Annotated in this window: 20 protein-coding genes and 1 pseudogene; 12 read left to right on the top strand and 9 right to left on the bottom strand. The window is 69.3% G+C overall.

From position 1 onward, the window contains the following. Positions 1-111: 111 nt before the first annotated feature. On the bottom strand, positions 112-348 hold the full coding sequence (locus NS4_RS19810; RefSeq protein ID WP_039825726.1) for a DUF3039 domain-containing protein: 237 nt from the start codon (positions 346-348) through the stop codon (positions 112-114). Between the two features lie 188 nt (positions 349-536). Between NS4_RS19810 and NS4_RS19805 the strand changes: the two genes are divergently transcribed. From NS4_RS19805 to NS4_RS19795, 3 genes are all read left to right on the top strand, one after another. Further along, positions 537-977: a DUF3099 domain-containing protein gene (locus NS4_RS19805; RefSeq protein WP_084487522.1), complete on the top strand. Its 441-nt coding sequence runs from the start codon at positions 537-539 to the stop codon at positions 975-977. Positions 978-1,060: 83 nt separating this feature from the next. After that, positions 1,061-2,584 (top strand): DUF7782 domain-containing protein, encoded by a 1,524-nt coding sequence (locus NS4_RS19800; RefSeq protein WP_063061020.1) that lies wholly within the window; start codon positions 1,061-1,063, stop codon positions 2,582-2,584. A gap of 177 nt (positions 2,585-2,761) precedes the next feature. Continuing rightward, complete coding sequence (locus NS4_RS19795) at positions 2,762-3,730, top strand: sigma-70 family RNA polymerase sigma factor (RefSeq protein WP_063061019.1); 969 nt, start codon at positions 2,762-2,764, stop codon at positions 3,728-3,730. A 192-nt stretch (positions 3,731-3,922) separates the two neighbouring features. Here the strand turns inward: NS4_RS19795 and NS4_RS19790 are convergent, their stop codons facing one another. Then, complete coding sequence (locus NS4_RS19790) at positions 3,923-6,622, bottom strand: bifunctional acetate--CoA ligase family protein/GNAT family N-acetyltransferase (RefSeq protein WP_063061018.1); 2,700 nt, start codon at positions 6,620-6,622, stop codon at positions 3,923-3,925. Further along, positions 6,615-7,880 (bottom strand): acetoin utilization protein AcuC, encoded by a 1,266-nt coding sequence (locus tag NS4_RS19785; RefSeq protein WP_063061058.1) that lies wholly within the window; start codon positions 7,878-7,880, stop codon positions 6,615-6,617. The genes NS4_RS19790 and NS4_RS19785 overlap by 8 nt, the downstream gene beginning before the upstream one ends. Before the next feature lie 183 nt (positions 7,881-8,063). On the opposite strand from NS4_RS19785, the gene NS4_RS19780 reads away from it, so the two are divergent. Beyond that, complete coding sequence (locus NS4_RS19780; RefSeq protein ID WP_063061017.1) at positions 8,064-8,750, top strand: iron-dependent transcriptional repressor DtxR; 687 nt, start codon at positions 8,064-8,066, stop codon at positions 8,748-8,750. A 3-nt stretch (positions 8,751-8,753) separates the two neighbouring features. Then, positions 8,754-9,734 carry a UDP-glucose 4-epimerase GalE gene (galE, locus tag NS4_RS19775; RefSeq protein WP_063061016.1) on the top strand — a complete coding sequence of 327 codons (981 nt, stop codon included), beginning with the start codon at positions 8,754-8,756 and terminating at the stop codon, positions 9,732-9,734. Between the two features lie 17 nt (positions 9,735-9,751). Here the strand turns inward: galE and NS4_RS19770 are convergent, their stop codons facing one another. After that, on the bottom strand, positions 9,752-10,912 hold the full coding sequence (locus tag NS4_RS19770) for a DUF4192 domain-containing protein (protein WP_063061015.1): 1,161 nt from the start codon (positions 10,910-10,912) through the stop codon (positions 9,752-9,754). 635 nt (positions 10,913-11,547) lie between these two features. On the opposite strand from NS4_RS19770, the gene NS4_RS19765 reads away from it, so the two are divergent. From NS4_RS19765 to NS4_RS33680, 3 genes are all read left to right on the top strand, one after another. Beyond that, positions 11,548-12,489 carry a PAC2 family protein gene (locus tag NS4_RS19765; RefSeq protein ID WP_063061014.1) on the top strand — a complete coding sequence of 314 codons (942 nt, stop codon included), beginning with the start codon at positions 11,548-11,550 and terminating at the stop codon, positions 12,487-12,489. A 78-nt stretch (positions 12,490-12,567) separates the two neighbouring features. Then, on the top strand, positions 12,568-15,066 hold the full coding sequence (locus NS4_RS19760) for a DEAD/DEAH box helicase (RefSeq protein WP_063061013.1): 2,499 nt from the start codon (positions 12,568-12,570) through the stop codon (positions 15,064-15,066). Beyond that, positions 15,063-15,197: a hypothetical protein gene (locus NS4_RS33680; RefSeq protein WP_281219839.1), complete on the top strand. Its 135-nt coding sequence runs from the start codon at positions 15,063-15,065 to the stop codon at positions 15,195-15,197. The genes NS4_RS19760 and NS4_RS33680 overlap by 4 nt, the downstream gene beginning before the upstream one ends. On the opposite strand, the gene NS4_RS19755 is transcribed toward NS4_RS33680, so the two are convergent. Next, positions 15,179-15,814 carry a DUF5134 domain-containing protein gene (locus NS4_RS19755; protein WP_063061012.1) on the bottom strand — a complete coding sequence of 212 codons (636 nt, stop codon included), beginning with the start codon at positions 15,812-15,814 and terminating at the stop codon, positions 15,179-15,181. The two genes, NS4_RS33680 and NS4_RS19755, sit on opposite strands and share 19 nt — an antisense overlap. A gap of 166 nt (positions 15,815-15,980) precedes the next feature. Between NS4_RS19755 and hrpA the strand changes: the two genes are divergently transcribed. Further along, positions 15,981-20,168, top strand: a complete 4,188-nt coding sequence (hrpA, locus tag NS4_RS19750) for an ATP-dependent RNA helicase HrpA (protein ID WP_063061011.1) — start codon at positions 15,981-15,983, stop codon at positions 20,166-20,168. Between the two features lie 10 nt (positions 20,169-20,178). Here the strand turns inward: hrpA and nrdR are convergent, their stop codons facing one another. Both nrdR and NS4_RS19740 read right to left on the bottom strand, forming a co-directional pair. Beyond that, positions 20,179-20,646 carry a transcriptional regulator NrdR gene (gene nrdR, locus NS4_RS19745; RefSeq protein WP_039825717.1) on the bottom strand — a complete coding sequence of 156 codons (468 nt, stop codon included), beginning with the start codon at positions 20,644-20,646 and terminating at the stop codon, positions 20,179-20,181. Positions 20,647-20,849: 203 nt separating this feature from the next. Further along, positions 20,850-21,350 (bottom strand): hypothetical protein, encoded by a 501-nt coding sequence (locus NS4_RS19740; protein WP_157106139.1) that lies wholly within the window; start codon positions 21,348-21,350, stop codon positions 20,850-20,852. A gap of 224 nt (positions 21,351-21,574) precedes the next feature. On the opposite strand from NS4_RS19740, the gene lexA reads away from it, so the two are divergent. Both lexA and NS4_RS19730 read left to right on the top strand, forming a co-directional pair. Continuing rightward, on the top strand, positions 21,575-22,306 hold the full coding sequence (gene lexA, locus NS4_RS19735) for a transcriptional repressor LexA (protein WP_439955796.1): 732 nt from the start codon (positions 21,575-21,577) through the stop codon (positions 22,304-22,306). A 64-nt stretch (positions 22,307-22,370) separates the two neighbouring features. Beyond that, a complete protein-coding gene (locus NS4_RS19730) occupies positions 22,371-23,078 on the top strand; it encodes a hypothetical protein (RefSeq protein ID WP_063061008.1) in 708 nt (235 codons plus the stop codon). A gap of 132 nt (positions 23,079-23,210) precedes the next feature. Here NS4_RS19730 and NS4_RS19725 read toward each other — a convergent pair whose 3' ends face one another. Then, the gene (locus NS4_RS19725) at positions 23,211-24,083 is read right to left on the bottom strand and encodes a helix-turn-helix domain-containing protein (RefSeq protein WP_063061007.1); all 873 of its coding nucleotides are present in this window, start codon (positions 24,081-24,083) and stop codon (positions 23,211-23,213) included. A 103-nt stretch (positions 24,084-24,186) separates the two neighbouring features. Between NS4_RS19725 and NS4_RS19720 the strand changes: the two genes are divergently transcribed. Next, positions 24,187-24,978: an SDR family oxidoreductase gene (locus NS4_RS19720; protein WP_063061006.1), complete on the top strand. Its 792-nt coding sequence runs from the start codon at positions 24,187-24,189 to the stop codon at positions 24,976-24,978. Between the two features lie 137 nt (positions 24,979-25,115). Here the strand turns inward: NS4_RS19720 and NS4_RS31590 are convergent. Beyond that, positions 25,116-25,921: pseudogene (locus tag NS4_RS31590) on the bottom strand (phosphatidylglycerol lysyltransferase domain-containing protein); the annotation flags it as partial. Positions 25,922-25,987 lie beyond the last annotated feature (66 nt).

Below are 25,987 nucleotides of genomic sequence, written 5' to 3'. Positions count from 1 at the left end.
GGGCGGGCCGAGGCCGGGAGGAACGGCTTGCGCGAGCGCTGCGGCTGCACCGAACGCGCCACCGAACCGATCCGCGGCCGTGGCTCGTCCGACCCCCGGGCGGGGTCGCGGTCAGTCGCCCTTACGGAGGGTCTCGTAGACCTTCTTGCACTCGGGGCAGACCGGGGAACCGGGCTTCGGCGAGCGTGTCACCGGGAAGACTTCACCGCACAGCGCGACCACCATGGTGCCCATCACGGCACTCTCGGCGATCTTGTCCTTCTTCACATAGTGGAAGAACTTGGGGGTGTCGTCACCGGTGGTCTCGTCGGTGGTCGTATCGGGGCGGACCAGAGTATCGGTACTCACGACCTCCATGATGCCGTATCACCGCACTCCGCTCGCACGATCACCCCCGCGACCGGGCAGTACCGGCGCGTGGCGGCGCGGCGCAGGCATCACGGTGGAAGGTGCCGGACCCGGCATCGCGGCCGTCGCGCACGGTTACCGGCGGACGCGTTGTACACGGTGCCGGCGATAGTGCAAGACTCGAAGGTATGCAGCAGCACGGCGAAGACTCCGAGCGCGGCTCGGAGCACCTCGACGCCGGTGCGAGCGGTCCCGGTGAGTCCCCCGGCACACCGCGGCCGGCCCGTCCCTCGCGTTCGCGCGGATACTTTCCCGGCGACGACGCCAGACATGCGGCGCTGATCACGAAGGCGGCCCCGTCCTTCGAAGAGCAGCACCGGGCCCGGGTTCGCCGGTACACGATCATCATGGCGTTCCGGATTCCGGCGCTGATCCTGGCCGGGGTGGCCTACACGGTCTTCGGGAACGCCCTGATCTCGATCCTGATCATGGCGGCTTCGGTACCCCTACCGTGGATCGCGGTTCTCATCGCCAACGACCGGCCGCCGCGGGACAAGAACGAACCCAGCCGCTGGGATCGTCCGCGTCCCGCGCTGGAGGAACGCCGGCACGACCAGATAGACGGCTGAACCGCTCGTCCCCGCGACTGCGGCCGCATCGCCACGGCGGTGCGGCCATCGGGCCGAGTCCCCGGGGGTGGCAGAGTACCGCTGTGCCCACCTACGGATCGACTGTCCGATCACCCTTGACCGCCCTGTGCCCGACCCTGCGCACCGCGCTGACCAGGGTCGGATACGACGCCGGCACCCTGCTCGAAATGCTGGGCGAGGAAGCGCACAGCGCTCTGGGCCGCGGGGAGCCGGTGCCCGTACGCCGGGCCGCGCGCACGGCCGGTGACCTGGGCGCCCTCGTCCGCCTGCTGCTTCTCGGTGACGCGCTGGACGAGCGCGAGGCCGCCGCGGCGCTGGCCCCGGTCCGCATCGACGAGGCCGTGGCGGCCGGCCTGCTGACCCGCTCGGGTGGGGAGGTCCGCGCGGCGCTGGACCTGCGCCCGACCGATGTCGGCGCGGGGAACCGCTGGGTCCTGTCCGACCTCGACGATTCGATGCATCGGCGCACTCTGACCGAGGACCATGTGCTCGGGGTCGGACATGCCTCGCTCTCACTGCTTCGGGCCACTCCGACGGCCCCGGTCGACTCGGTGCTGGATCTGGGCACCGGCTGCGGTATCCAGGCCGTGCACGCCGCGTCCTATGCCCGGTCGGTCACCGCCACGGATGTCAATCCGCGCGCGCTGTGGCTGGCCGGGGCCACCGCGGCGCTCAACGATCTGGATATCGACCTGGTGCAGGGTTCGTGGTTCGAGCCCGTCGCCGGACGCCGGTTCGATCAGGTGGTGGCCAATCCGCCCTTCGTGGTCGGGCCGGCCCGAGTCGAGCACATCTATCGTGATTCCGGGCTCGCGCTCGACGGCGCCAGCGAACTGGTGATCTCGGGTGTCCCGGGGCTGCTGGCCCCCGGAGGGACCGCAGCGGTGCTGGCCGCCTGGGTGCACACCGAGGAACAGGACTGGCGGCAGCGTGTCTCGAGCTGGTTGCCCCCCCACGGTATCGACGCGTGGGTTGTCCAGCGTGATGTCGCCGACCCCGCGCTGTACGTGGGCACCTGGCTGCGCGACGCCGGTCTCGATCCACGCACCCCCACGGCCCGGCAACGGGCCGAGGAATGGCTGACCGCGCTGGAACAGGCCCAGGTGACGGGGATCGGTTTCGGTTTCGTCTACCTGCGCGCCGTGGATGCGCCGACCGAATTGCTCGCCGAGGACCTCACCCACGGCTTCGACGATCCGCTCGGCGCGGAAGCGCACGCCTACTTCCACCGATCCGCCTGGCTGCGCGATATCGCCGGTGATCCGGACCGGGCCCGGCGCTCGCGCTACCGGGTCGACCCGGCGACCGCGCTCGAGCGTGTTTCGCTGCCGGGCGAGCAGGGCTGGGAGCAGCAGGTGATACGCCTGCACCGGGGCGACGGACCGCGGTGGCAGCACGAAGTGGACGAGACGACGGTCTCCCTGCTCGCGGGAATGCGGCCCGACGGCCTGCCGTTGTACGAACTGATCGAACTGCTGGCACTGTCACAGGGAGCGGAGGAGGTCTCCCCCGAGTTCGCGGACGCCGCCCTCGGAGTGGTCACCGGTTTGGTGAGGCACGGGTTGATCCACCCGGTACCGCACTAGGGATACGCCGCCGACCGCGTGTTCCGCCGCCTGCCGAGGGACTCTCGTTCTCAGGAACTTCTCAGAACGTCACCGTGAAAACCGCAGTTCAGAGCGGTTTATCCGCGCCCGGCGAGGGAACTTTCCCTATGTCGGGTCCGTTGTTCGGAGTGAGACACCACCGACAGGAGGCAAGTCATGACAAGCCCCGCCACCACTCGTGTGCGCCCCAGTGATACGGACCTCGACGCTTCGAGCCCCGCCGCCGACCTGGTACGTGTGTACCTGAACGGAATCGGCCGGACCGCCCTGCTCACAGCTGCCGACGAAGTCGAACTGGCCAAGCGCATCGAGGCGGGTCTCTACGCCCAGCACCTGCTGGAGACCGGCAAGCGTTTGTCGGCGACCCGCAAGCATGACCTGGCCATCGTCGTCCGGGAGGGCCAGGCCGCCCGGTCGCACCTGCTGGAAGCCAACCTGCGTCTGGTCGTCTCGCTCGCCAAGCGGTACACGGGCCGTGGAATGCCGCTGCTGGATCTCATCCAGGAGGGCAACCTGGGCCTGATCCGCGCGATGGAGAAGTTCGACTACGCGAAGGGCTTCAAGTTCTCCACCTACGCCACCTGGTGGATCCGGCAGGCGATCACCAGAGGTATGGCCGATCAGAGCCGCACCATCCGGCTCCCGGTCCATCTGGTCGAACAGGTCAACAAGCTCGCCCGGATCAAGCGCGAACTACATCAGCAACTCGGCCGCGAGGCCACCGACGAAGAACTCGCGGCCGAATCGGGTATCGCGGTGGAGAAGATCGCCGATCTACTCGACCACAGCCGCGATCCGGTGAGCCTGGACATGCCGGTGGGTAACGACGAAGAAGCCCCCCTGGGCGATTTCATCGAGGACTCCGAGGCCACCTCCGCGGAAAGCGCAGTGATCGCCGGCCTGTTGCACCACGATGTGCGCAGCGTGCTCAATACGCTCGACGAACGCGAACAGCAGGTGATCCGGCTCCGCTTCGGTCTCGATGACGGCCAGCCGCGGACCCTGGATCAGATCGGCAAGTTGTTCGGCCTGTCCCGGGAACGTGTCCGGCAGATCGAGCGCGAGGTCATGTCCAAACTCCGCAAGGGCGAGCGGGCGGACCGGCTGCGCGCGTACGCGAGCTGACCCCTCTGGGAACGGTGACCGGCCGAGTTCGGCCGGTCATGCTGTACCGATAGCCCGGCTCACGGCTCGGTCACCGGGCCGGTCGAGACCTCGCCGGGCACCGAGGAATGCCGACGCACCGGTCGGTCCATGGCAGTCGGCGGCCGTTCCCGGCCGCCGCGCCGGCCGGATATTGCCGGAGAGCGGCGCCGGCTATCCCAATCGACGCGGACCGGCGTCGAAGCGGCTCGGCTGCGGACCCACCCGGGCCCGGGCATAGAGGATCGCCGCCGATTCCGGAGCGGCGAGCACCGGCTCGAAGGACAGTTCCCGCAGCTCGGGGAGATCGTCGAACATCGCGGAGATACGCCGGGCGAGTTCGATGAGAGCCGCTTTGTCCACTCGGGGGCTGGCCGGGGTCCCGTTCAGCAACGGGGCGGCGCGCGGCGCATCGATCAGCGCGGCGGCTTCTTGGGCCGACAGAGGTAGCGCTCGATAGGCGCGGTCACCGAGAAGTTCGATGATCGGCCCGGACAGCCCGAATTCGATCACCGAACCGAAAGCCGGGTCGTCCTGCACCTTCAGCACACAGCCGACGCCCTTGGGCGCCATACGCTGGATATGCAGGAGCGGATCACCGCACAGCTCGACCAGGTCGCGATAGGCCTGGCGGACCGCGTCCGGCCGCCACAGGTCCAGGCGCACCCAGCTCATATCGGGGCGACGCCGCCAGCTCTCGTTGGTGGCCTTCGCCGCCACCGGATAGCCCAGTTCCTCGGCCGCCGCCACGGCTGCCTCGGCATCGCGGACCGCCCGGAACTCCACCACGGAGATGCCGTAGCAGTCCAGCAGTAGAACGGTCTCGTCGTCGGTCAGCCACCGCCCGGCCGGATCGGTCGTCCACTGCTCCATCAGCCGCACAGCCCGCTCGCTGTCGATACCGGCCGGTCGCCCGTTCTCATCGCCGGTGTGGACGGTATCGGAGTCCGGGTACGCGGGCAGGTCGCGCCAGCGCGCGTAGCGATGCACTCTGGCCAGCGCGCGGACCGCGCGCGCCGGATCGGGGAAGGACGGAATGGATCCACGGACCGCGGCCGCGCCCGGCCCGCGGACCGCCAGCAGATTCGGGATACCGTCCCCGCCGGCGAAGGTGGTGAGTACCGGTTTGGTCGCGGGCACCGAAGCCACGGCAGCCCGGATCGCCTCGGCATATCCGGTCTGCGGCAGCGGAATCGGCGGCGCGAAGATGATGATCACCGCATCGTTGTCGTCGGATTCCAGTGCGGACTCGACAGCGATCCGGAAGTCCTCGGGTGTGGCCTGCGGTCCGAGGTCCACCGGTTCGACCACGGCGAGTCCCTCACTGCGCGCGGCGTCGGAGGTCAGCCAGTTGAGTGCGGCACTGTTGCCCACGACGGCCGGCCGGGGTCCGCGGGGCAGCGGCTGATAGCCCAGCAGGGCCGCGCAGTCGAACATCTCGGAAATCGAGTCCGCCTGCACCACACCCGATTGCGCGAACAGATCGTGCACGATGGACCGATCCAGTCCCCCGTCCGACCGGTCGCGCGCGGCCAGCCGACTGGGACTGACCGCGACGATCGGTTTGTTGCGGGCCACCCGGCGCGCGATGCGGGAGAATTTGCGCGGATTACCGAAACTCTCCAGATACAGCAGGATCACATCGGTATCTGCGTCGGTATCCCAGTACTGCAGCAGATCGTTACCGGAGACATCGGCCCGATTACCGGCGGAGACGAAGGTGGACAACCCCAGATTGCGTGTGGCGGCCTCGGCGAGGATGGCCACTCCGAGCGGCCCCGACTGACAGAAGAATCCGATCCGCCCGCGGCCCGGCAGCAGGGTGGCCAGCGTGGCATTGAGACCGACCGCCGGATCGGTGTTCGCGATCCCCAGCGCGCTCGGCCCCACCACGCGCATACCGTGCCTCCGGGCGGCCGCGACGAGTTCGGCCTCCGCACTGCGGCCCTGCTCCCCGGTCTCGCCGAACCCCGCCGACAGCACCAGTAGGCCCTTGACGCCCTTGGCCATACAGTCGTCGAGGACCGAACCGATGGCGGCCGCGGGGACCGCGACCACGGCCAGGTCCACCTCGTCCGGGATATCGCGAACCGTCGGATAGGTATGGACGCCGCGGACCGAACGACGCTCGGGATTCACCGGGTACACCGCCCCCTGGAACGTTCCGTCCAGCAGATTGGCGAGCACCACACCCCCGACACGGGTGATGCTCGGCGTCGCGCCGATCACCGCCACCGAGCGCGGAGCCAGCAGATTACCCACACTGCGTGCCTCCGAGGCCCGTTCCCGCGCATCGCGCACCGAGCGCAATGCCTCGGTCGGGTCGATGGCGAATTCCAGATGCAGCACCGAACCGTCACGACTGCGCTCCACCTGGTAGCCGGCCTCCCGGAACACGGTGACCATCACCGTGTTCTCGGCCAGCACCTCGGCGACGAAGGTGTCGATCCGGTTCTCCGCGGCAGCGCCGGCCAGATGTTCCAGCAGGATCGATCCGAGCCCGCGCCCTTGGTGCTCGTCGGCCACCACGAAAGCGACCTCCGCCGCGCGCGAACCGGACCGGTCCAATATCTCGTAGCGGCCGACCGCGATGATCGCATCCCCCAGGACGACCACGAGCCCGACCCGGTCCCGGTAGTCGAGGTGGGTGGTGCGGTGCAGATCCTTCGGCGATATCCGGGGATAGGGCCCGAAATAACGCAGGTAGCGGCTGCGCTCGGATAATGCGGTGTGAAATCGCTGCAGTTCGTCGGCATCGGCGGGAGTGATCGGGCGCACCCGCACCACACCGCCGTCGGAGGCCAGGACATCGGCCTGCCAGTGCAGCGGCGCCGGCGGTGGATCGTCGGGCACACGATCGGTGGGGTCAGTCACGCGGATCCTCCGGGTCCAGGCCGAGCGGGCCGAAGCACGCGCGGCGGGTGGCGAGAACGGCCGTATCGACGGCCCGCTGGGCCCGGTCGAACCGGGCGTCCCCGGTTTCGGCGGTACCCCCGGGACCGTCCCAGCGCCGGAATTCGATATCCACACCGTCGCCCATGGTGCGGGGCGGCGATATCCGCGGCCTGTCAGCGTGCACGAGATCGATCCAATCCTGCGGTATCGCGGTCGTCGGGTCCACCGGGCGGTCGAGCGCGATCCCCAGTAGATGGGTCCAGGCCCGGGGCACCACCCGCACCAGGCCGTACCCGCCTCCACCGACCGCCAGCCATCGCCCTTCGGCGTATCGGTCGGCCAGCTCCCGCATCGCCAGGAAGGCCGCCCGCTGTCCCTCGATACCCAGCTCCAGCTCCGCGAGTGGATCCTCGCGGTGGGTGTCCACCCCGCACTGGCTGACCACCAGCTGGGGCCGGAACGCCGCCACCGCCCCGGGCACCACCGCGTGGAAGGCACGTAACCACTGCGGGTCGCGGGTACCCGGCAGCAACGGGAGATTGATCACCGTACCGTCGCCGGGTCCGCTTCCGGTCTCGTCCGGCCAGCCGGTGTTGGGCCACAGCGTTGCGGGATGCTGGTGGATCGATACGGTGAGCACCCGCGGGTCCCGATAGAATGCGTGCTGCACCCCGTCACCGTGGTGGACGTCCACATCGAGGTAGGCGATCCGATCGAAGCCGTGGTCGAGCAGCCAGGAGATGGCCACCGCCGCGTCGTTGTACACACAGAACCCGGCGGCCCGGCCCGGCATGGCGTGGTGCATTCCGCCGCCGATGCTCACCGCCCGCCGAGTGGTGCCCGTGGCGATGGCGCGCGCCGCGGCCAGGGTGCCGCCGACGATCACCGAGGCGGCATCGTGCATCCGGGGGAACACCGGATTGTCGCTGGATCCGAGCCCGTAGGGCGGATCGATCGGAAGATCACCCACTGTCTCCCGCGGCACCGCCGAGCGGACCGCCTCGATGTAGTCGCTGGTGTGTATCCGCAGCAGCTCGTCGCGGTCGGCCGCGCCGGGCTCCAGTACCTCTATCCCGTCGAGTATCCCGAGCGAGCGCGCCAGCGCCATCGTGTACTGCAGACGGACCGGTTTCATCGGATGCTCGGGGGTCCACGAGTAGTCCATGAAGCGGTCGGTCCACACAACGGTCCCCGGTTCTCCGGAGCCGGGGTTCACGTCCGGCGGTGCAGTGGCCATGATCGCAACCGTATCGGGAAGGGTGAAACCCCATCGCACGTTGTCATGCAGTAGAAATACATGTATGCGTGACTGCGGCGTCGGGCCGCGCGCCGAATGTATTCCCATCGCGTCACGCGACCCGTTCGTTTCGACCGGGGTCGCTGGTGCGCAGGTAGAATTCGTGCCGACGAAGGGGCAACAGTGAAGGATCTGGTCGACACCACGGAGATGTATCTCCGTACCATCTACGACCTCGAGGAGGAGGGTGTAGTACCCCTGCGCGCCCGGATCGCCGAGCGCCTCGAGCAGAGCGGCCCCACGGTCAGCCAGACCGTGGCCCGGATGGAACGCGACGGACTGCTGCTCGTCGCAGGTGACCGGCATCTCGAACTGACCGAGAAGGGCCGCAGTATGGCGGTCGCGGTCATGCGCAAACATCGGCTGGCCGAGCGATTGCTGGTGGACATCATCGGGCTGGACTGGCAGAACGTGCATGCCGAAGCCTGTCGCTGGGAACATGTGATGAGCGAGGATGTCGAACGGCGGCTGGTCGAGGTACTCAACCATCCCACCACCTCGCCCTACGGCAACCCTATCCCCGGCCTGGACGAACTCGGTATCGCAGCGAGCCAGTTGCTGGAGGAACCGCTGAAGCGGTTGTCCGAACTGCCGCAGGGCCGTACGCATGCGGTGGTGGTGCGCCGGCTGGCCGAACACATCCAGACCGATCCCGAGGTGATCGGCCGGCTGCGGGAGGCGGGTGTGGTGCCCGACGCCCGGGTCACCGTCGAGAGCAAACCGGGCGCCGTGGTCATCACGGTGCCGGGCCACTCGGGTTACGAACTGCCCGACGAAATGGCCCACGCCGTACAGGTGAAGCTGGTCTGATCGATGAAACTCCTGGTCACCGGCGGAGCCGGTTATGTGGGTGGCGTCTGCGCGCTCGTGCTGCGGGAACAGGGCCACGAGGTGGTGGTCCTCGACGATCTGTCGACCGGCAATGCAGACGGAGTGCCCGAGGGCGTCGAATTCGTCGAAGGGGATATCGCCGAGGCCGCGCCGGATCTGCTGCGCACCCGGCAATTCGACGGGGTTCTGCATTTCGCGGCGCAATCGCTGGTCGGTGAATCGGTACAGCGGCCCGAAAAGTACTGGCACGGCAATGTGGTGAAAACGCTCGCACTGCTGGACGCAATGCGTGAAACCGATACCCGGCGGCTGGTGTTCTCCTCGACGGCGGCGGTGTACGGCGAGCCGGAACAGGTTCCGATCACCGAAGACGCCCCGACTCGTCCCACCAACCCATACGGTGCGTCCAAGCTGGCGATCGATCACGCCATCACCTCGTATTCCGCCGCCCACGGCCTGGCCGCCACCAGCCTGCGCTATTTCAATGTGGCCGGGGCCTACGGCGGTCTCGGTGAGAACCGGGCGGTGGAGACGCATCTGATCCCGCTGGTGCTGCAGGTGGCTGCGGGACACCGGGATTCCATTTCGGTGTTCGGCACCGATTGGCCGACCCACGACGGCACCGCGGTCCGCGACTACATCCATATCCTGGACCTCGCGCAGGCACATCTGCTGGCCCTGGAGACGGCCGCGGCGAGCGCTCACCGCGTGTTCAACCTCGGTAGTGGGACCGGATTCTCCGTACGGGAGGTGATCTCGGCGTGTGAGCGGGTCACCGGCGGGCCCATTGCCGCGGTCGACGCCCCGCGCCGCGCCGGTGACCCGGCCGTGCTGATCGCCTCCAGCCGGCGCGCGATCGACGAACTCGGCTGGAAACCCGAGCACAACGACCTCGACGAGATCGTTTCCACCGCCTGGAGTTATCTGCAGGGTCTCGGTTCGCGCGCGCACAGCGCGCGCTGACCCCGCCGCGGCCGGCCTCACCACACCGCGGCCGGGTCGACGCCGAGAGCGGTGGCGGTATCCCGGCCGCACTGCGCCAGATCGCGGAGGCGTTCGGGTCGCATACCGGCCTCCAGAGCGGTATGCAGCAGTGCGGCCATCGAATGGTGCGGCTCGATATCCAGCGCCGCGTCCAAGGCGATTCCGGCGAAGGGGCCGTCGCCCCGCACATAGGCGAAATAGCCCAGCAGGGTCGCCGCTTCCGCCCGGTCGGCACCGTCCAGCGCGCGGGTCAGCAGGGCCAGCAGGCTTTCGGCCGCTTCAGCGTGCGCGGTATCGGCCACGGCGAAGACGGAATCGCGGATTTCCCGGTCACGGAGGGCCACCGCGATCCGGGCCAGTTCCCGGGCATCGAGACCGGCGCCGGATTCGGCGTTTGCGATGAGCCAGAGCACGGTCTGCAGTTCGCCGCGCAGATAACCGGCCGGATCGCCACGCTGCGCGGCAGCGACGTATCTGTCCTTGGCACGATCCCTGGCGTCCTCCAATTCGCTCGACACCTGCGCGCGCAGCGCATCGTCCGGGGCGACCAACGCGGTCAGTTCGTCGCGGCTGCGGCGGATCGGCCGGCCGTCCAGAACCCGGCCCAGGGTCACCGTCGAGGCCGCCGGATCGGCGATCCGCCCGCGGCGCGGTGGGCCGACCACGCTCCACCACGGCTGCCCGGCCGCGATCGACCGAGCGGCCCAGGCGCCGCGCACCGGTACCGCACGGGACGCCAGCTGCCGTTCCAGTTCCCCGAATATCGGAACCTGTTGCGGTACAGCGCGTTCACCGTCGGTCAGCTCGTCGTCCACCAGGACGACGAGCACTCCGGCCACTCCCGGCCGCGCACAGACCCGCGCGGCCGCGGTGGCCACCGTTTCGGTATCGGAGCAGGCGCCGGTGCCGGGATGGCGGAGGTCGAAGCGCACCACGAGATCGATGACCGCGCTCTCGGCCGTGGAGGCCGCGCACAGGACGGCCAGCACCAGCGAACGTTCCGGACGGAAGCCGAGCATGGCGGGGAGCGCGGCGAGCAGATCTCCCGGGTCGTCGAGCCGGGCGGGGCCGGTACCGAGCGGGCGGTCGTACGCGTCACCGGCCCGGTCGGCGCAGCGTGCCCGCGACGCCGCGGCGTATTCGTAGGTTTCGCGCACAGCGAAGTACGGACCGGGGGCGCACTCACCGGACGCCCCCGGAGCCGGGCGTGACCCTGCGCTCGCGGCCAGTGCCCGCGCTGTGGGACACCGTCCCGGGGCCCGGCCGGAGCGGGATGGTGCCGAAGCCGGGCGGCCGAGGCCGCCCGCACGGCACGGGACCGACCGGGCGGAGGCGGAAGCGGGACGGGAGGACGGCGCAGCGGATGTCATGGCCCGAGCATGCGGTATCGGATCTCGCGCAGTACGGGCGTGAACTGGCAGAACACTGGTTCTCACGAAGTCTGTGGAGAACTCGGGGTTGGGGACAACTCCGGTCGGCGGCCGGTGCCCGCGCCGAGTGCTGGTTGCCGACCGGGAAATGGGGTACATCCGCAAGCGGAGTGTGCCAGACTCCCCGGTGCGTCGACCGGCCACAAGCCCACCTCGACTTCCCGGCCCGTCCCGCGCCGGGACCGGGGAATTCACCGGCGGCGACCGCTGTTGTCAGCACAGAGCGCCGGTGTACGGCCAGCGTGTGGCCCTGCATCTGCATGGGGGACAATGAAGGGCGATTCGCGGCGCGCGGCGCGGCAGCGAATACCAGCAGTGTTGCTCGACCCGCCCGCCACGGATCGCGCAGGAAGGAGTACGCGATGGACTACGAGTCGCGAATGTACGAACTGGAGTTCCCCGCTCCGCAGCTTTCGGCCGACGACGGCTCGGGGCCGGTCCTGGTGCACGGCTTGGAGGGGTACTCCGACGCGGGCCATGCGGTCCGGCTGGCCACGACTCATCTGCGGGAGAGCCTGGAGAGCGAACTCGTCGCCTCGTTCGATGTGGACGAGTTGCTGGACTATCGCTCGCGACGCCCCCTGATGACCTTCAAAACCGATCATTTCTCCGAGTACGCCGAACCCGAGCTGAACCTGTGGGCTCTGCGCGATACCGAGGGCACGCCGTTCCTGCTGCTCGCCGGCATGGAACCGGACCTGCGCTGGGAAAAGTTCACCACCGCGGTGCGGTTGCTCGCCGAGCAACTCGGCGTGCGCCGCAGTATCGGTCTGAGCGCTATCCCGATGGCGGTTCCACACACCCGGCCGCTGGGACTCACCGCGCATTCGTCCAACCGCGATCTCATCCCGGAAAACCAGCGCTGGCCGGGTGAACTGCAGGTACCGGCGAGCGCGGCCACACTGCTGGAGTACCGCATGGCCCAGCACGGTCACGAATCGCTGGGTTTCTCGGTCCACGTCCCGCACTATCTCGCGCAGACCTCCTACCCGGAAGCCGCGCAGACCCTGCTCGAACACGTCGGTGAGAATGCAGGCCTGGCGTTCCCGCTCGCCGCGCTGGGTGAAGCGGCGGCCCGGGTGCGTGAGCAGGTCAACGAGCACATCGCCGGGAACCCGGAAGTGGAGACGGTGGTGCACGCGCTGGAACGCCAGTACGACACCTTCGTCAGCGCCCAGGAGCGGCAGTCGAGCCTGCTGGTCGGTGAGGGCGAGCTGCCCAGCGGCGACGAACTGGGCGCCGAATTCGAGCGTTTCCTCGCCGAGCAGGGCGGCTACTCCGGCGACGACGACGAACGCGGCTGACCCGCCACGACAAGCCGAGACCCGGCACAGGCCCACCGTGCCGGTGAACGGTACGCGCGGGCCCGTAGGGTGTCCGGAGTGGATCTGACCGAGCTGCTCGAGATACCGGGGACCGACGCCGACGCACTGTACGAGTCGTTCGCGATATGGGCCGCCGAGCAGGGTACCGCGCTCTATCCGGCCCAGGACGAGGCGTTACTGGAGCTGGCGGCCGGATCCCATGTCATTCTCGCCACCCCCACCGGTTCGGGTAAATCGCTGGTCGCCGTGGGCGCCCACCTCTTCGCGCTGACCCGGGGGCTGCGCAGCTACTACACCGCCCCGATCAAGGCACTGGTGAGCGAGAAATTCTTCGCGCTGTGCGAGGTTTTCGGCGCCGAACGCGTGGGCATGGTGACCGGAGACGCGGCGGTGAACCCGACCGCACCCATCATCTGCGCCACCGCCGAGATCCTCGCAAACCTGGCATTACGGGAGGGTCCGGGCGCCGATATCGGGCAGGTGGTGATGGACGAATTCCATTTCTACGCCGATCCCGACCGCGGCTGGGCATGGCAGGTGCCACTGCTCGAACTGCCCGGCGCACAGTTCCTGCTGATGTCGGCCACTCTCGGCGAGGTGGATTTCTTCGCCGCCGACCTCGAGCGGCGCACCGGCCGCGCTGCCGCGGTGGTCGCGGGTACCCAGCGTCCGGTACCACTGCATTTCTCCTACGCGCGTACGCCGATCACCGAAACGCTGACCGAGCTGGTCACCACACATCAGGCTCCGGTGTATGTCGTCCATTTCACCCAGGCCGCGGCTCTGGAACGGGCTCAGGCACTGACCAGCGCGAACTTCGCCAGCCGGGCCGAAAAGGACGCGATCGCGGAAGCTCTGGGCGAATTCCGTTTCTCGTCCGGCTTCGGAAAAACGCTGTCCCGCCTCATCCGGCACGGTATCGGCGTGCATCACGCCGGAATGCTGCCCAAATATCGCAGACTGGTGGAGCGCCTGGCCCAGGACGGATTGCTGAAGGTCGTCTGCGGTACCGACACCCTGGGAGTCGGTATCAACGTCCCGATCCGCACCGTGTTGTTGACCGGCCTCACCAAATTCGACGGTGTCCGTACCCGGCGGCTCAAGGCCCGGGAATTCCACCAGATCGCCGGGCGGGCCGGTCGGGCCGGTTTCGACACCATGGGCACCGTGGTGGTGCAGGCCCCCGACCATGAGGTCGAGAACACCCGGTTGCTGGCCAAAGCCGGTAACGACCCGAAGAAGATGCGCAAAGTGCAGCGCCGTAAACCGCCCGAGGGTTTCGTGTCGTGGAGCGAGGAGACGTTCGACCGTCTGGTCGCGGCCGCGCCCGAACCCATGGTGTCGCGGTTCGCGGTCACCAACGCGATGCTGCTGAATGTGATCGCCCGGCCGGGCAATTGTTTCCAGGCCATGCGGCATCTGCTCGAGGACAATCACGAACCGCGGCCGGCGCAGCGGCGCCATATCCTGCGCGCCGTCCGGCTGTACCGCGCGCTGCGTGATGCCGGCGTGGTGCAGCAGCTCCCCGAACCCGACGAGCACGGCCGCTACGCGCGGCTCACCGTGGACCTGCAGCGGGATTTCGCGCTGGACCAGCCGCTGTCACCGTTCGCGCTCGCCACATTCGAACTGCTCGACAGCGCGTCGCCGAGCTACGCGCTCGATATGGTGTCGCTGGTCGAGGCCACGCTCGAGGATCCCCGGCAACTGCTGATGGCCCAGCAGCACAAGGCGCGCGGGGAAGCCGTGGCCGAGATGAAGGCCGAGGGCATCGACTACGACGAGCGGATGGAACTGCTCGAGGAGATCACCTGGCCGAAGCCGCTCGCGGAACTGATCGAGGGCGCCTACGAGACCTACCGGGCCGGGCATCCGTGGTTGTCGGAGTTCGCGCCGTCGCCGAAATCGGTGGTGCGCGACATGGTCGAGCGGGCAATGACCTTCACCGAACTGATCTCCTACTACGAACTCGCCCGCTCCGAAGGGGTGGTGCTGCGCTACCTTGCCGACGCCTACCGCGCTTTGCGCCGGACCGTTCCGGAGTCGGCGCGCAGCGAAGAACTCGACGATCTCACCGAATGGCTGGGCGAGCTGGTGCGGCAGGTGGATTCCAGTCTGCTCGACGAATGGGAGCAGCTGACCGGGGCAGGTGCGGAGACCGACACCGAGCAGATCGCGTTCGGCGCAGAGAGCGTACGCCCGGTCACCGCCAATGAGCGCGCATTCCGGGTGATGGTGCGCAACGCCGTGTTCCGCCGGGTCGAACTGGCCGCCCGGCAGCGCTGGGACGAGCTGGCCGAACTGTCGCCCGGCCCGGATTGGGCGGCCGATCTCGGTCCCTATTTCGACGAATACGACAGTATCGGTACCGGGCCGGACGCACGCGGTCCGCAATTGTTCCGGGTCGAGACGCGGCCCGGTTTCTGGCAGGTACGGCAGACTCTCGACGATCCGGCGGGCGACCACGGCTGGGCGCTGATCGCCACTGTCGACCTGGCCGAATCCGATGCGGCCGGTGATGTGGTGTTCGACGAGGTCACGGTGGTGTCGGGGTGATGGTCCCGGATACCGCGGACAGCGCCGGGGTGGTGGCCGAACTGGTGCGCGCTGCGCTCGCTCCCGAACACGTCCGTATCTCGACCGTGCTGCGCGGCCGGGCTGTCGGCGGTCAGGCCAGCAACATGTAGGCCATACCGAGATCCATGACGAGGTGCGGCAGCACCGCGACGGGCAGCCCGCGTCCCGTGGCCGGCGCGTCCGGATGCGCGACCCACCAGCGCGCCCGGCCGGTGCGCACCGAGACCAGCACCACGACGGCGTCCGCCAGGAATACGGCGGCGAATACAGAGGCCGCCCCCGGATCCGCACCGTGTCCGGCTCCGCCGTGTCCCGACATCGTGAACAGCATCACCGCGGCCCCGACCAGGTGGTAGCCGATGGCCGCCGCGCGCTGCCCGGCCCGCGGATACGCATCGCGATACCAGCGCACGAGCCGGTCACCCAGCAGGAGGGTGAACACCAGCGTCATCGCGAGCAGCACGCCGTGCAGGGCATGGGTGTGCACCCGGGTGGGGAACAGCACCATCACCAGCATGACCGCGCACATCAGCAGATGCGCGGCATCGGATTCGTGATCACCGCCGTGTGCCGGATCACCGCAGCCCGCGGCACCGCTCTCGGTCTCCCCCGTCGCGAGTACCGGCGCGGCGAACATCACCCGGGCCAGCACCACCAGCGCCGCCCCGGCGAACGCCAGCGCCACCAGAGCCCGCACGCCGGCCTGATCGAGTACGAATCCGGCCATGCCGCACCGCCTTTCACAAAAGCGCACCCCGTCCATACTCGCACGACCGATCGGCCGCAGGGAGATCTTCGATCCCCCGGGCACCGCCCGAGCCACCACCGGCCGGCGGTACCGGACCGGGCCGCGACCGGACCGGAGGCCGGGTTTCGATAGGCTGGTCGATGCAATGACCAGGACCGCAGTCACGCACCGGGAGCTTCGTACCCGGTTGGCCTCTCTCACCCTCCGCGACGAACACCGGCTGCACCGGCAACTGGATCGAGTGCGCGGTGGCGACCTGTCCCGGATCGAGTCCGAGATCACGGCGGCCGAGGAACGTATCGCCGCCCGGCGGGCAGCGCTACCGACGATCACCTATCCCGAGCAGCTGCCGGTCACCGGTCGCCGCGACGATATCGCGGCCGCCATCGCCGCCCACCAGGTCGTGGTGGTGGCCGGGGAGACCGGCTCCGGCAAGACCACCCAGATCCCGAAGATCTGCCTGGAGCTGGGCCGGGGTATCCGCGGGGCGATCGGGCACACCCAGCCCCGCCGGCTCGCCGCGCGCACGGTCGCCGAGCGAATCGCCACGGAACTGGGGACCGAGCTGGGCGACACGGTCGGCTATACGGTCCGGTTCACCGACCATGCCGCCGAGCACACGCTGGTCAAATTGATGACCGACGGAATCCTGCTCGCGGAGATCCAGCGGGACCGGCTGCTGCGCGCCTACGACACGATCATCATCGATGAGGCCCACGAACGCAGTCTCAATATCGATTTCCTGCTCGGCTACCTGAAGCAGCTGCTGCCCCGGCGCCCGGATCTGAAGATCGTCATCACCTCGGCCACCATAGACCCGGAACTGTTCGCCCGGCATTTCGCCGACGCCGCGGGCAACCCGGCACCGATCGTGGAGGTCTCGGGCCGCTCGTACCCGGTGGAGATCCGGTATCGGCCGCTGGTCCTGCCGGTACCGGAGGAAGCCGACGAGGAAGAAGATCACCGGCCGGTCGACCGAGACCCGGTCGATGCGATCTGCGCGGCGGTCACCGAACTCTTCGCCGAAGGTGACGGCGATGTGCTGGTGTTCCTCTCCGGTGAACGGGAGATCCGCGATACCGCCGACGCGCTCGCGGATCTGAAGCTGTCCCGGACCGAGATCCTGCCGCTGTACGCCCGGCTGTCCGCGGCCGAACAGCACCGGGTGTTCGCCCCGCACACCGGTCGGCGGGTGGTGCTGGCCACCAATGTCGCCGAGACCTCGCTCACCGTACCGGGTATCCGCTATGTGGTCGACCCCGGTACCGCCCGGATCTCCCGCTATTCCATGCGCACGAAGGTGCAGCGACTGCCGATCGAACCGATTTCGCAGGCCTCGGCACGGCAGCGGTCCGGCCGGTGCGGCCGGGTCGCCGACGGTATCTGCATCCGCCTGTACTCCGAGGACGATTTCGAGTCTCGGCCGGCGTTCACCGATCCGGAGATCCTGCGTACCAACCTCGCCGCGGTCATCCTGCAGATGACCGCGCTCGGACTGGGTGAGATGGAACGGTTCCCGTTCGTGGAGGCGCCGGACCAGCGCGCGGTCCGCGACGGTGTCGCGCTGTTGGAGGAGTTGGGCGCACTCACCCGCAGCGCACCGGACAAGCGCCCGGCCCACCCCCCGGCGCCGGCGGAAACCGGGGACCGGGAAGCGGATTCCGCGGACCACGACGAGACAGGCGACGATCGGAGGCGCCGACGGTCCGGATCAGGCCCCACCCTCACGCCGACGGGCCGGGAGATGGCGCGACTGCCGGTGGACCCGCGCATGGGCCGGATGCTCGTCGAAGCCCACCGCAACGGCTGTCTGGCCGAGATGCTCGTGATCGTGGCCGCCCTGTCGATCCAGGATGTCCGCGAACGGCCGGTCGACCAGCAGCAGGCCGCGGACGCGAAACACGCCCGGTTTGTCGTGCCGAACTCCGATTTCCTGGCGTACCTGCGACTGTGGGATTACCTCACCGGTCAGCGGCGGGCGCTGTCGGCCAGCCGTTTCCGACGGATGTGCCGCGAGGAATTCCTGCACTACCTGCGGATCCGCGAGTGGCAGGACCTGTACGGCCAGCTGCGCACCATCACCAAGGGCATGGGCTGGTCGCTGCACGAGCAGACCGCCGAGCCAGCGACGACCGATCCCCACCCCGCACGCTCCGCGAGCGGTCCGCGGCGCAGGCGCGGACGCAACGGTACGAAGCCGGAACGGGAAGCCGTCGAGCGCGCACGGACCGCCACCGCGTCCCCCCGGCCGGTCGAGGAGATGACCCCGGATACCGACCCGTGGGACGCGACCGCCGTCCATCAGGCGCTGCTGTCGGGCATGCTGTCGCATATCGGGGTCAGGGAAGCCGAATCCCGGGAGTTCCTCGGCGCACGCAACGCCAAGTTCATGATTTTCCCGGGTTCGGCGCTGGCCAAGAAACCGCCGCGCTGGGTGATGGCCGCGGAACTGGTGGAGACCTCACGCCTGTGGGGCCGGATCGCCGCCCGCGTCGAGCCCGAGTGGGCCGAACAGCTCGCCGGGGATCTGGTCAAACGCATCTATTCCGAACCGCACTGGTCGTCCAAGCGCGGCGCTGCACGAGCCTACGAACGCGTCACCCTCTACGGCGTCCCCCTGGTGACCGGCCGGCCGGTCGACTACGGGCGTATCGACCCCGAGGTCTCGCGGGAGCTGTTCCTGCGACATGCCCTGGTGCAGGGCGAATGGCAGACCCGGCACGAGTTCTTCCATCGCAACCGGGCGCTGCTCGACGATATCGCCGATCTCGAGCACCGAGCCCGGCGCCGGGACATCCTCGTCGACGACGAAGTGCTCTTCGAGTTCTACGACCGCCGGGTCCCCGCCGATATCGTCTCGGTCCGGCATTTCGACACCTGGTGGAAGACGGCCCGCCGGCAGGACCCCCATCAATTGGATTTCACGACCGAGACGGTGGTGAACGAGAACGCGAACCGGCTGGACCCCACGGACTTTCCCGACGTCTGGCGCCAGGGCGAGCTGTCCTTCCCGCTCACCTACCAATTCGAGCCGGGGCAGGCCGACGACGGTGTGACCGTGCGCATTCCGGTGGCACAGCTGGCTCATGTCCGAGCGGTCGGGTTCGACTGGCTGGTGCCGGGGATGCGTGCGGAACTGGCCGCGGCGCTGATCAAGACACTGCCGAAACAGTTGCGGCGCACAGTGGTCCCCGCGCCGGATTTCGCGGCCGCGGCCCTGCGCGTCCTCACCCCGCGGGCCGAGCCGCTGCGGACCGGGCTGGCCCGGGAGCTGACCCGCTTGGCGGGCACGCCGATCGCTCCCGGCGATATGGACCCGGCCGCGCTGCCCGAGCATCTCCGCATGACCTTCGCCGCCACCGATACCGACGGCCGCGTCCTGGAAACGAGCAAGAGTCTGGCGCAATTGCGGACCCGTCTGGCCGATCAGGTCTCCGCCTCGGTGGCCGCCGCCACGGCGAACGCCGAACGCGCTCCCGCGACGGTGTGGACCTCGGAATCCCTGGGCACCCTGGATGACACCGTGCGCCGGGAAGTGGGCGGCCAGACCGTCACCGGATACCCCGCGCTGGTTCCGGAAGCCGACGGTGTGGCGGTCCGGGTGCTCACCTCGCCCGCCGAACAGGCGCGGGCCATGCGAGCCGGGACCCGGGCGCTGGTGCTCAACGCCATCCCCACCTCGGTGCGCGCCGTCACCGCGGGTCTGTCCCCGGCAGATCGGCTGGTATTGAGCCAGAATCCGTACGGTTCGGTCGACGCGCTGGTCGAGGACTGCCGCGCCGCGGCGGCCGACCAGCTCATCGGCGCCGCGGGTGGGCCCGTGCGCGACCCCGCGCAGTTCGAGCGCCTGGTGGCGGCGCTGCGGCCGAAGCTGAACGAGCTGGTCACCCGGATCGTGCGGCTGGTCGTACCGGTCCTGGCCGCGGCGCACGAGGTGTCGACCGCGTTGATCGGCGTGCGGGAATCCGATATCGCCGAGGACGTACGGGATCAGCTGGCAGAGCTGCTGTTCGACGGGTTCGTCTCCGAATGGGGCCCGGCCCGGCTGCGGGAAGTGCCCCGATATCTGCGCGCGGCGCAGGCCCGGCTCGCGGCCCTGCCCGGGTCCGCGATGCGCGACCGCCAGGCGATGACCGACGTGGACACCGCGCTGGCCGCCTACGACCAGTTGCTGGCCCGGTTACCGGAGGCGCGGCGCAACGCATCCGACGTCACCGAGATCTGGTGGATGATCCAGGAGTTACGGGTGAGCCTGTTCGCCCAGAAGGTGGGCACGCCGTATCCGGTCTCCACCAAGCGGATCCAGAAGGCGATCGCGGCCGTGCGCCGCTGAGGCCACCCGATCAGTCGCCGGGGCCGACCGCCGCCCGGGCCTGCCGCATATCCCGGATCTCGCGTTCGAAATCCTCGGCGGAGGTGAAGGATCGGTAGACCGAGGCGAAACGCAGATACGCCACCTCGTCCAGTTCGCGTAGCGGCCCGAGAATCGCCAGGCCGACCTCATGACTCGGTACTTCCGGCGATCCCTTGGCCCGGACCGCGTCCTCCACCTGCTGGGCCAGCAGATTCAGCGCATCGTCGTCGACCTCGCGGCCCTGGCAGGCGCGCCGGACCCCGCGAATCACCTTCTCCCGGCTGAACGGCTCGGTGACACCGCTGCGTTTGACCACCGACAGGATCGCGGTCTCCACCGTGGTGAAACGGCGGCCGCATTCCGGGCAGGAGCGTCTGCGGCGAATGGCGGCGCCCTCGTCGGCCAGTCGCGAGTCGACGACCCGGGAGTCGGGGTGTCGGCAGTACGGGCAGTGCATCCGGGGTCCTTCGTCGCTGCGAACGCTCGCGGCCGAACCGGCGCCGGTCGCGGGTCCGGCGAGCGCGGGTACCGGGCCGGTGCCCGGGTACGGGTGGGCCGGTCACACGCACCGGCTCGAGTGCATAACACATCGAGGATACCGGTACGGGGTGTGTCGTGCGCGCGCTCACCCCTGGTCCGGACGCACGTGCCGCCGACACGCTATCGGGGCCCGGGCGCGTCGGCGGCCGGACCGGGCACCGCCGCGGCCGGAATTCCGGCCGGAGTCGGTCCGGGCGCCGGATCCGGGGCCCGCAGGTGGGACAATGCGAGGAAGGCGACCACCACCGTCGCGGTGATCACGGCGGTCAAGGCTGTCGCCGCATAACCGACTCGGGCCCGCCCGACCAGATCGCCGGGTTCGGGCGGCCGGGGCCGCAACGCCGGCCCGCGACGTGCGACCACCGCGGCGGACCGGACGACCGGTCGGTACCCGATCGCCCCGCCCCGATGCAGCCCCGCGCTGCATGGGCGGGACGGACGAGGCCGCCACGTGTCCGGGCCCGGCAACCCGCCCTCGCCCGGACGGGCCGTTCCGGTCTCCCCCGGCGGGACCGGACCGGGCCGTACCCGGGCGGTGACGTCTTCCCGCGTGCCGGTACCGGTCACGCTGATAGCGGTGTTCATCGGATAGACCTCCGTGCTGGTTGCTCGCGGAACCATGGGCGGCATTCGATCAAATGTTCGACGAACTGATGTTCGATTTTTACCATGCCGGGGGGATAATGTCAGTAGCAACGCCGGACATACCTCGAACAGATGTTTGATAGATCCGAGAGCGCCGACTAGATTCACTGCACGACATGAAACTTCGGGCACAGCCGGTCCGGGCCGTCTGCCGGGACGGCGGTCACCGGGCCGGAGACCGACGAGAAAGGGCGGTTGTGGTGAGCCAAACAGACGACACGGGTGACGGGGCCGGCCCCGGCACCGAACCGGGGGCGACCGGTGCGGATCTCACCGTGCGTCAGCGCAAGGTGCTCGAGGTCATCCGGTCCTCGGTGAGTCTGCGCGGCTATCCGCCCAGCATCCGCGAGATCGGTGACGCGGTCGGCCTGAATTCCACCTCCTCGGTCGCGCACCAGCTGCGCACCCTGGAACGCAAGGGATATCTACGCCGCGACCCCAACCGTCCCCGCGCCGTAGACGTCCGCGGTATGGACGAGGCCGTCCGCTCGGTGACCACCCTGCCCCCCGCCGATACCGCCGCCGCATCCGAGGCGACCGGCGGTACCGATCAGCCGATCCCGACCTACGTACCGGTGCTCGGACGGATCGCCGCCGGTGGCCCCATCCTGGCGGAACAGGCGGTGGAAGACGTGTTCCCACTCCCCCGCGAACTGGTCGGCGACGGTTCGCTGTTCCTGCTGAAGGTGGTCGGTGAATCCATGGTCGATGCCGCCATCTGCGACGGCGACTGGGTGGTCGTCCGCCAGCAGAACGTGGCCGACAACGGCGATATCGTCGCGGCGATGCTGGACGGCGAAGCGACCGTGAAAACGTTCAAACGCAGCGGCAAGGACGTCTGGCTGATGCCGCACAACCCGCATTTCGAACCGATTCCGGGTAACGACGCACGTATTCTGGGCAAAGTCGTCACCGTGATCCGCAAGATCTGAAATCCTTCCCCGGCATCGGGTACCCGCCGGTGCCGGGCCTTCTCTACGCGGCGGTGAGGAGCATATGGCCGCACACGAGGTCGCGCTCGCCCGGCCACGGTCGGGACTCGCTTCCGGGCCGGTCCCGGACCGGGTCTGGTATGCCGCCTACGGTTCGAATGCCGACCCGGAACGCTTGCGCTGCTACCTCACCGGTACCCGCCCCGACGGCGCGGTCCACCGCCCACCCGGTACCTGCAGCGGTGCGGCCCCACCGGCGGGTTGCCGTGACCGGACAGAGCCGGCGCGTTCGATCGCGCTGGTACTGCCCGGCCTGCTCTATTTCGCCACCGAATCGGCGATCTGGACCGGCGGCCGTGCCTTCTACGACCCCGTCACCCCCGCCGAGACGCCGGTGCGCGCCTACCTGCTGACCCGGTCGCAGTTCAGCGATATCGCCGCCCAGGAGATGTACCGTCCGGCAGGAACCGACCTCGACCTGTCCGAGGTGGTGCGCACCGGCCGGTCGCGCATCGGCCCCGGTCGGTACGAAACCCTTGTCTGCCCAGGGGTCTTCGACGGTTTTCCCATCTTGACCTGCACCGCCCCGTGGCGTTGGCGCGAGATCGGCGCAAACCCACCGGCCGCCGCGTACCTGCGCCGGATCGGCACGGGTCTGCGTGGCACACACCGATGGTCGGTCGGCGAGACAGCGGGGTATCTGGCCAGTCGTCCGGGCGCCGCCGGTCACTGGACTCCTTCGAGGGTGGCCGATCTACTGCGCGACGGATAGACCCCCGGGCCGCCCGACGGCATCAGCGCACAGATCTATCGCCGCTGTGCGCCCGTGTGTTGGTCGACGCCGGTGAGCCCGGGTCGATGTCCCCGTAGACCAGTCCACCGCGCGGTCACTGCCGGCACCGTCTTATTCGTCCGCGGTCTGCAGTGCCACCGAGACCGACCGTGCTCCCGCGCGCACGATGTCGATATAACGCGCACGGTCCGCCGGACCGGCCTCCGCCCGCAATGGACCGAGCTGGACCTCATAAGGTGCTTCGTCGCCGTGGAACACCGGCGCGGACACATAACTGAGCGGCAGCGCCTGCCGGGTCCGGATATCGACCTCGGTGTACGCGCGCGAGGTCAACCGGCCCAGCTGGCGCAGCGCCTCGGCCCGCAGCTTCGGTTGCAGGAGTTCGGCGCCGAGCGCGCCGAGTAGTTCGGTCAGCAGATCCACCAGACCGGCGTCGTCGGCTTCGGGCCGGAACATGGCGAATCCGTGCGCGGTGACGAAATCGAGTAGTTCCGCCGCCCCGGTCCGCCCGCGGGTCGTCGCCAGCCAGCGTTGCCGTTCCGCGGGTGTGCGCCACGGCATCACCGCGGCCGCCGCGGGATAGACGACCGGGACCGACTGCCCGACGGACAGGCCAGGCACTATCCGCGCACCCGCGTACTGTTTGGCGACGATGGTGAGTCGATCGTCGGAGATCCGGCTCAGGGTGGCTCCGCAACAGGCGGCCTCGGCCAACGCCACCAACTCGGCGCCCACCGCGATCGCCGCGCCCACGGGTTCGGCAGGTGACAGGCGGGCCAGCGCCGGTCCCCGCCGGTAGGCCAGGCTCGCGTCCCGGACCACCCAATTCGCCTCGCACAATTCGGTGAGCACCGCGGTGACCGTCGCCCGGGCCAGTTCCAGACGTTCGGCGATCTCGGAAACGGTCAACGCCCGCTCCGATTCCGCGAGCAGTTCGACCACCGCCACCACCCGGCGTGTCGGCGGGGACCCGGCCGTCGCCATATCCGATGCTCCCTTGTCGCCCGGTATCCCGGGATCTACACTGCATCGACTATTCGATGCAGTGACGTCGAATAGTCGACACCAGCATACTTCAGGAGGCGCCATGATTCTGGACCGGTTCCGGCTCGACGACCGGGTCGCCATCGTGACCGGCGCCGGACGCGGACTCGGCGCGGCCATCGCCCTCGGCTTCGCCGAGGCGGGCGCCGACGTCGTGATCGCCGCCCGCACCGAATCCGAACTGACCGCGGTGGCCGAGCGGATCCGCCGGGCGGGCCGGCGGGCCCATATCGTGATCGCCGACCTGGCCGATCCCGCGGCCTGCGCCGCCCTCGCCGAGACCGCGTCGGCGGAGTTCGGGCGGCTCGACATCGTCGTGAACAATGTCGGCGGTGCCATGCCCACCCCACTGCTCGATACCACGCCCGACGCCCTGACCCAGGCCTTCGGCTTCAATGTCGCCAATGCCCACGCTCTGGTCCGGGCCGCCGTACCGATCATGCTGGACACCGCCGACGGCGGGTCGATCATCAACATCACCTCGACGATGGGCCGGCTCCCCGGCCGCGCGTTCGCCGCCTACGGCACCGCCAAAGCCGCGCTCGCGCACTACACCCGGCTCGCCGCCATGGACCTGTGCCCGCGCATCCGGGTCAATGCCATCGCCCCCGGCTCCATCGCGACCTCCGCACTGGAGGTCGTCGCCGCCGACGACAACCTGCGCGGGGCCCTGGAGAAGGCCACCCCGCTGCGCCGGATCGGCGATCCCGCCGATATCGCGGCCACCGCGCTGTTCCTGGCGTCCCCCGCCGGCGGTTACCTGACCGGGAAGGTGATCGAGACCGACGGCGGCCTGATCGCCCCGAATCTCGATATCCCGATTCCGGATCTGTGAGGAGACAGACCGCGTCACTGTCCCGATCGGGGGCGCACATCCATCGACAGCCGCGGGGGGCGATGTTCAGGGCAGCGCCGACACGTGACCGAAGGCCCGAGGAGTGTTGCGGCGGGGTTGATGGAGACCAGGCTACTGACGAATCGGGGTACCCACTGCGGCTGATATTTCGCATTGGCGCGGTACAGGGTCTCCAGCTGCCACCACCGGGAGGAGAACACCAGCAGCGATCGCCACAACCGCAGGACCGGCCCGGCACCGATCCGCGCGCCTTCCTCGAAAACCGAGCGCATCACCGCGAAATTCAACGACAGCCGCCACAGGCCGAACCCGTCGGCGGCGGCCGCGAGTTCGGTCACCATCAGCTCCACACAACCGTTCCGCGCGTGCGGGCCGCGCCGCATCAGATCCAGTGAAGCACCCGAGGAACCCCACGGAACCAGTGACAGCAGTCCGACGCACTCCCCTTCCGCGGTCAGCGCCTCGACGAGCAGGCAATCGCCGTCGAGGCGGTCACCGAGCCGGCCGAGCGCCATCGAGAAACCGCGTTCGGTCCCGGTGTCTCGCCACAGGTCGGCCAGTCGGATGAGCTCGCCCATCTCGCCGGCTGGGATGTCACGATGCCGGCGCACCCGGGGACCCGCACGCCGCGCCCGCGGGCCCGGGTGGCGGCCTGCCGTACGGCCCGCATCTGCTGGCCGCCGAGGGTGCGCAGCGCACGGGTGGAGACGATCGCCTCGTCACCCAGATGCAGTACCGCCGCCCCGGCCGCCGCGTGCGCGCGGGCACCCGCCTCGCTCGCCCCCATCACCGCGGGTTCCCAGCCGTATCGCGCGCACAGTCCCCGCCATTCGGCGATCACCTGTGGCCAGTGGGCAGCGGAGCCGAGCGGGTCGCCGCCCGCCAGACATACACCGGCCTCGACCCGGTAGGTGATCGCCGCGGAAATGCGGAACCCCGGCGCGGCGGTCCGCCCACCCGAGCCGGGTATGCGAAGGCGCCGGCCCCG

Source organism: Nocardia sienata NBRC 100364, from assembly GCF_001613205.1.
GTDB classification, from domain to species: domain Bacteria; phylum Actinomycetota; class Actinomycetes; order Mycobacteriales; family Mycobacteriaceae; genus Nocardia; species Nocardia sienata.
This window is presented reverse-complemented; position numbering and strand designations above follow the sequence as displayed.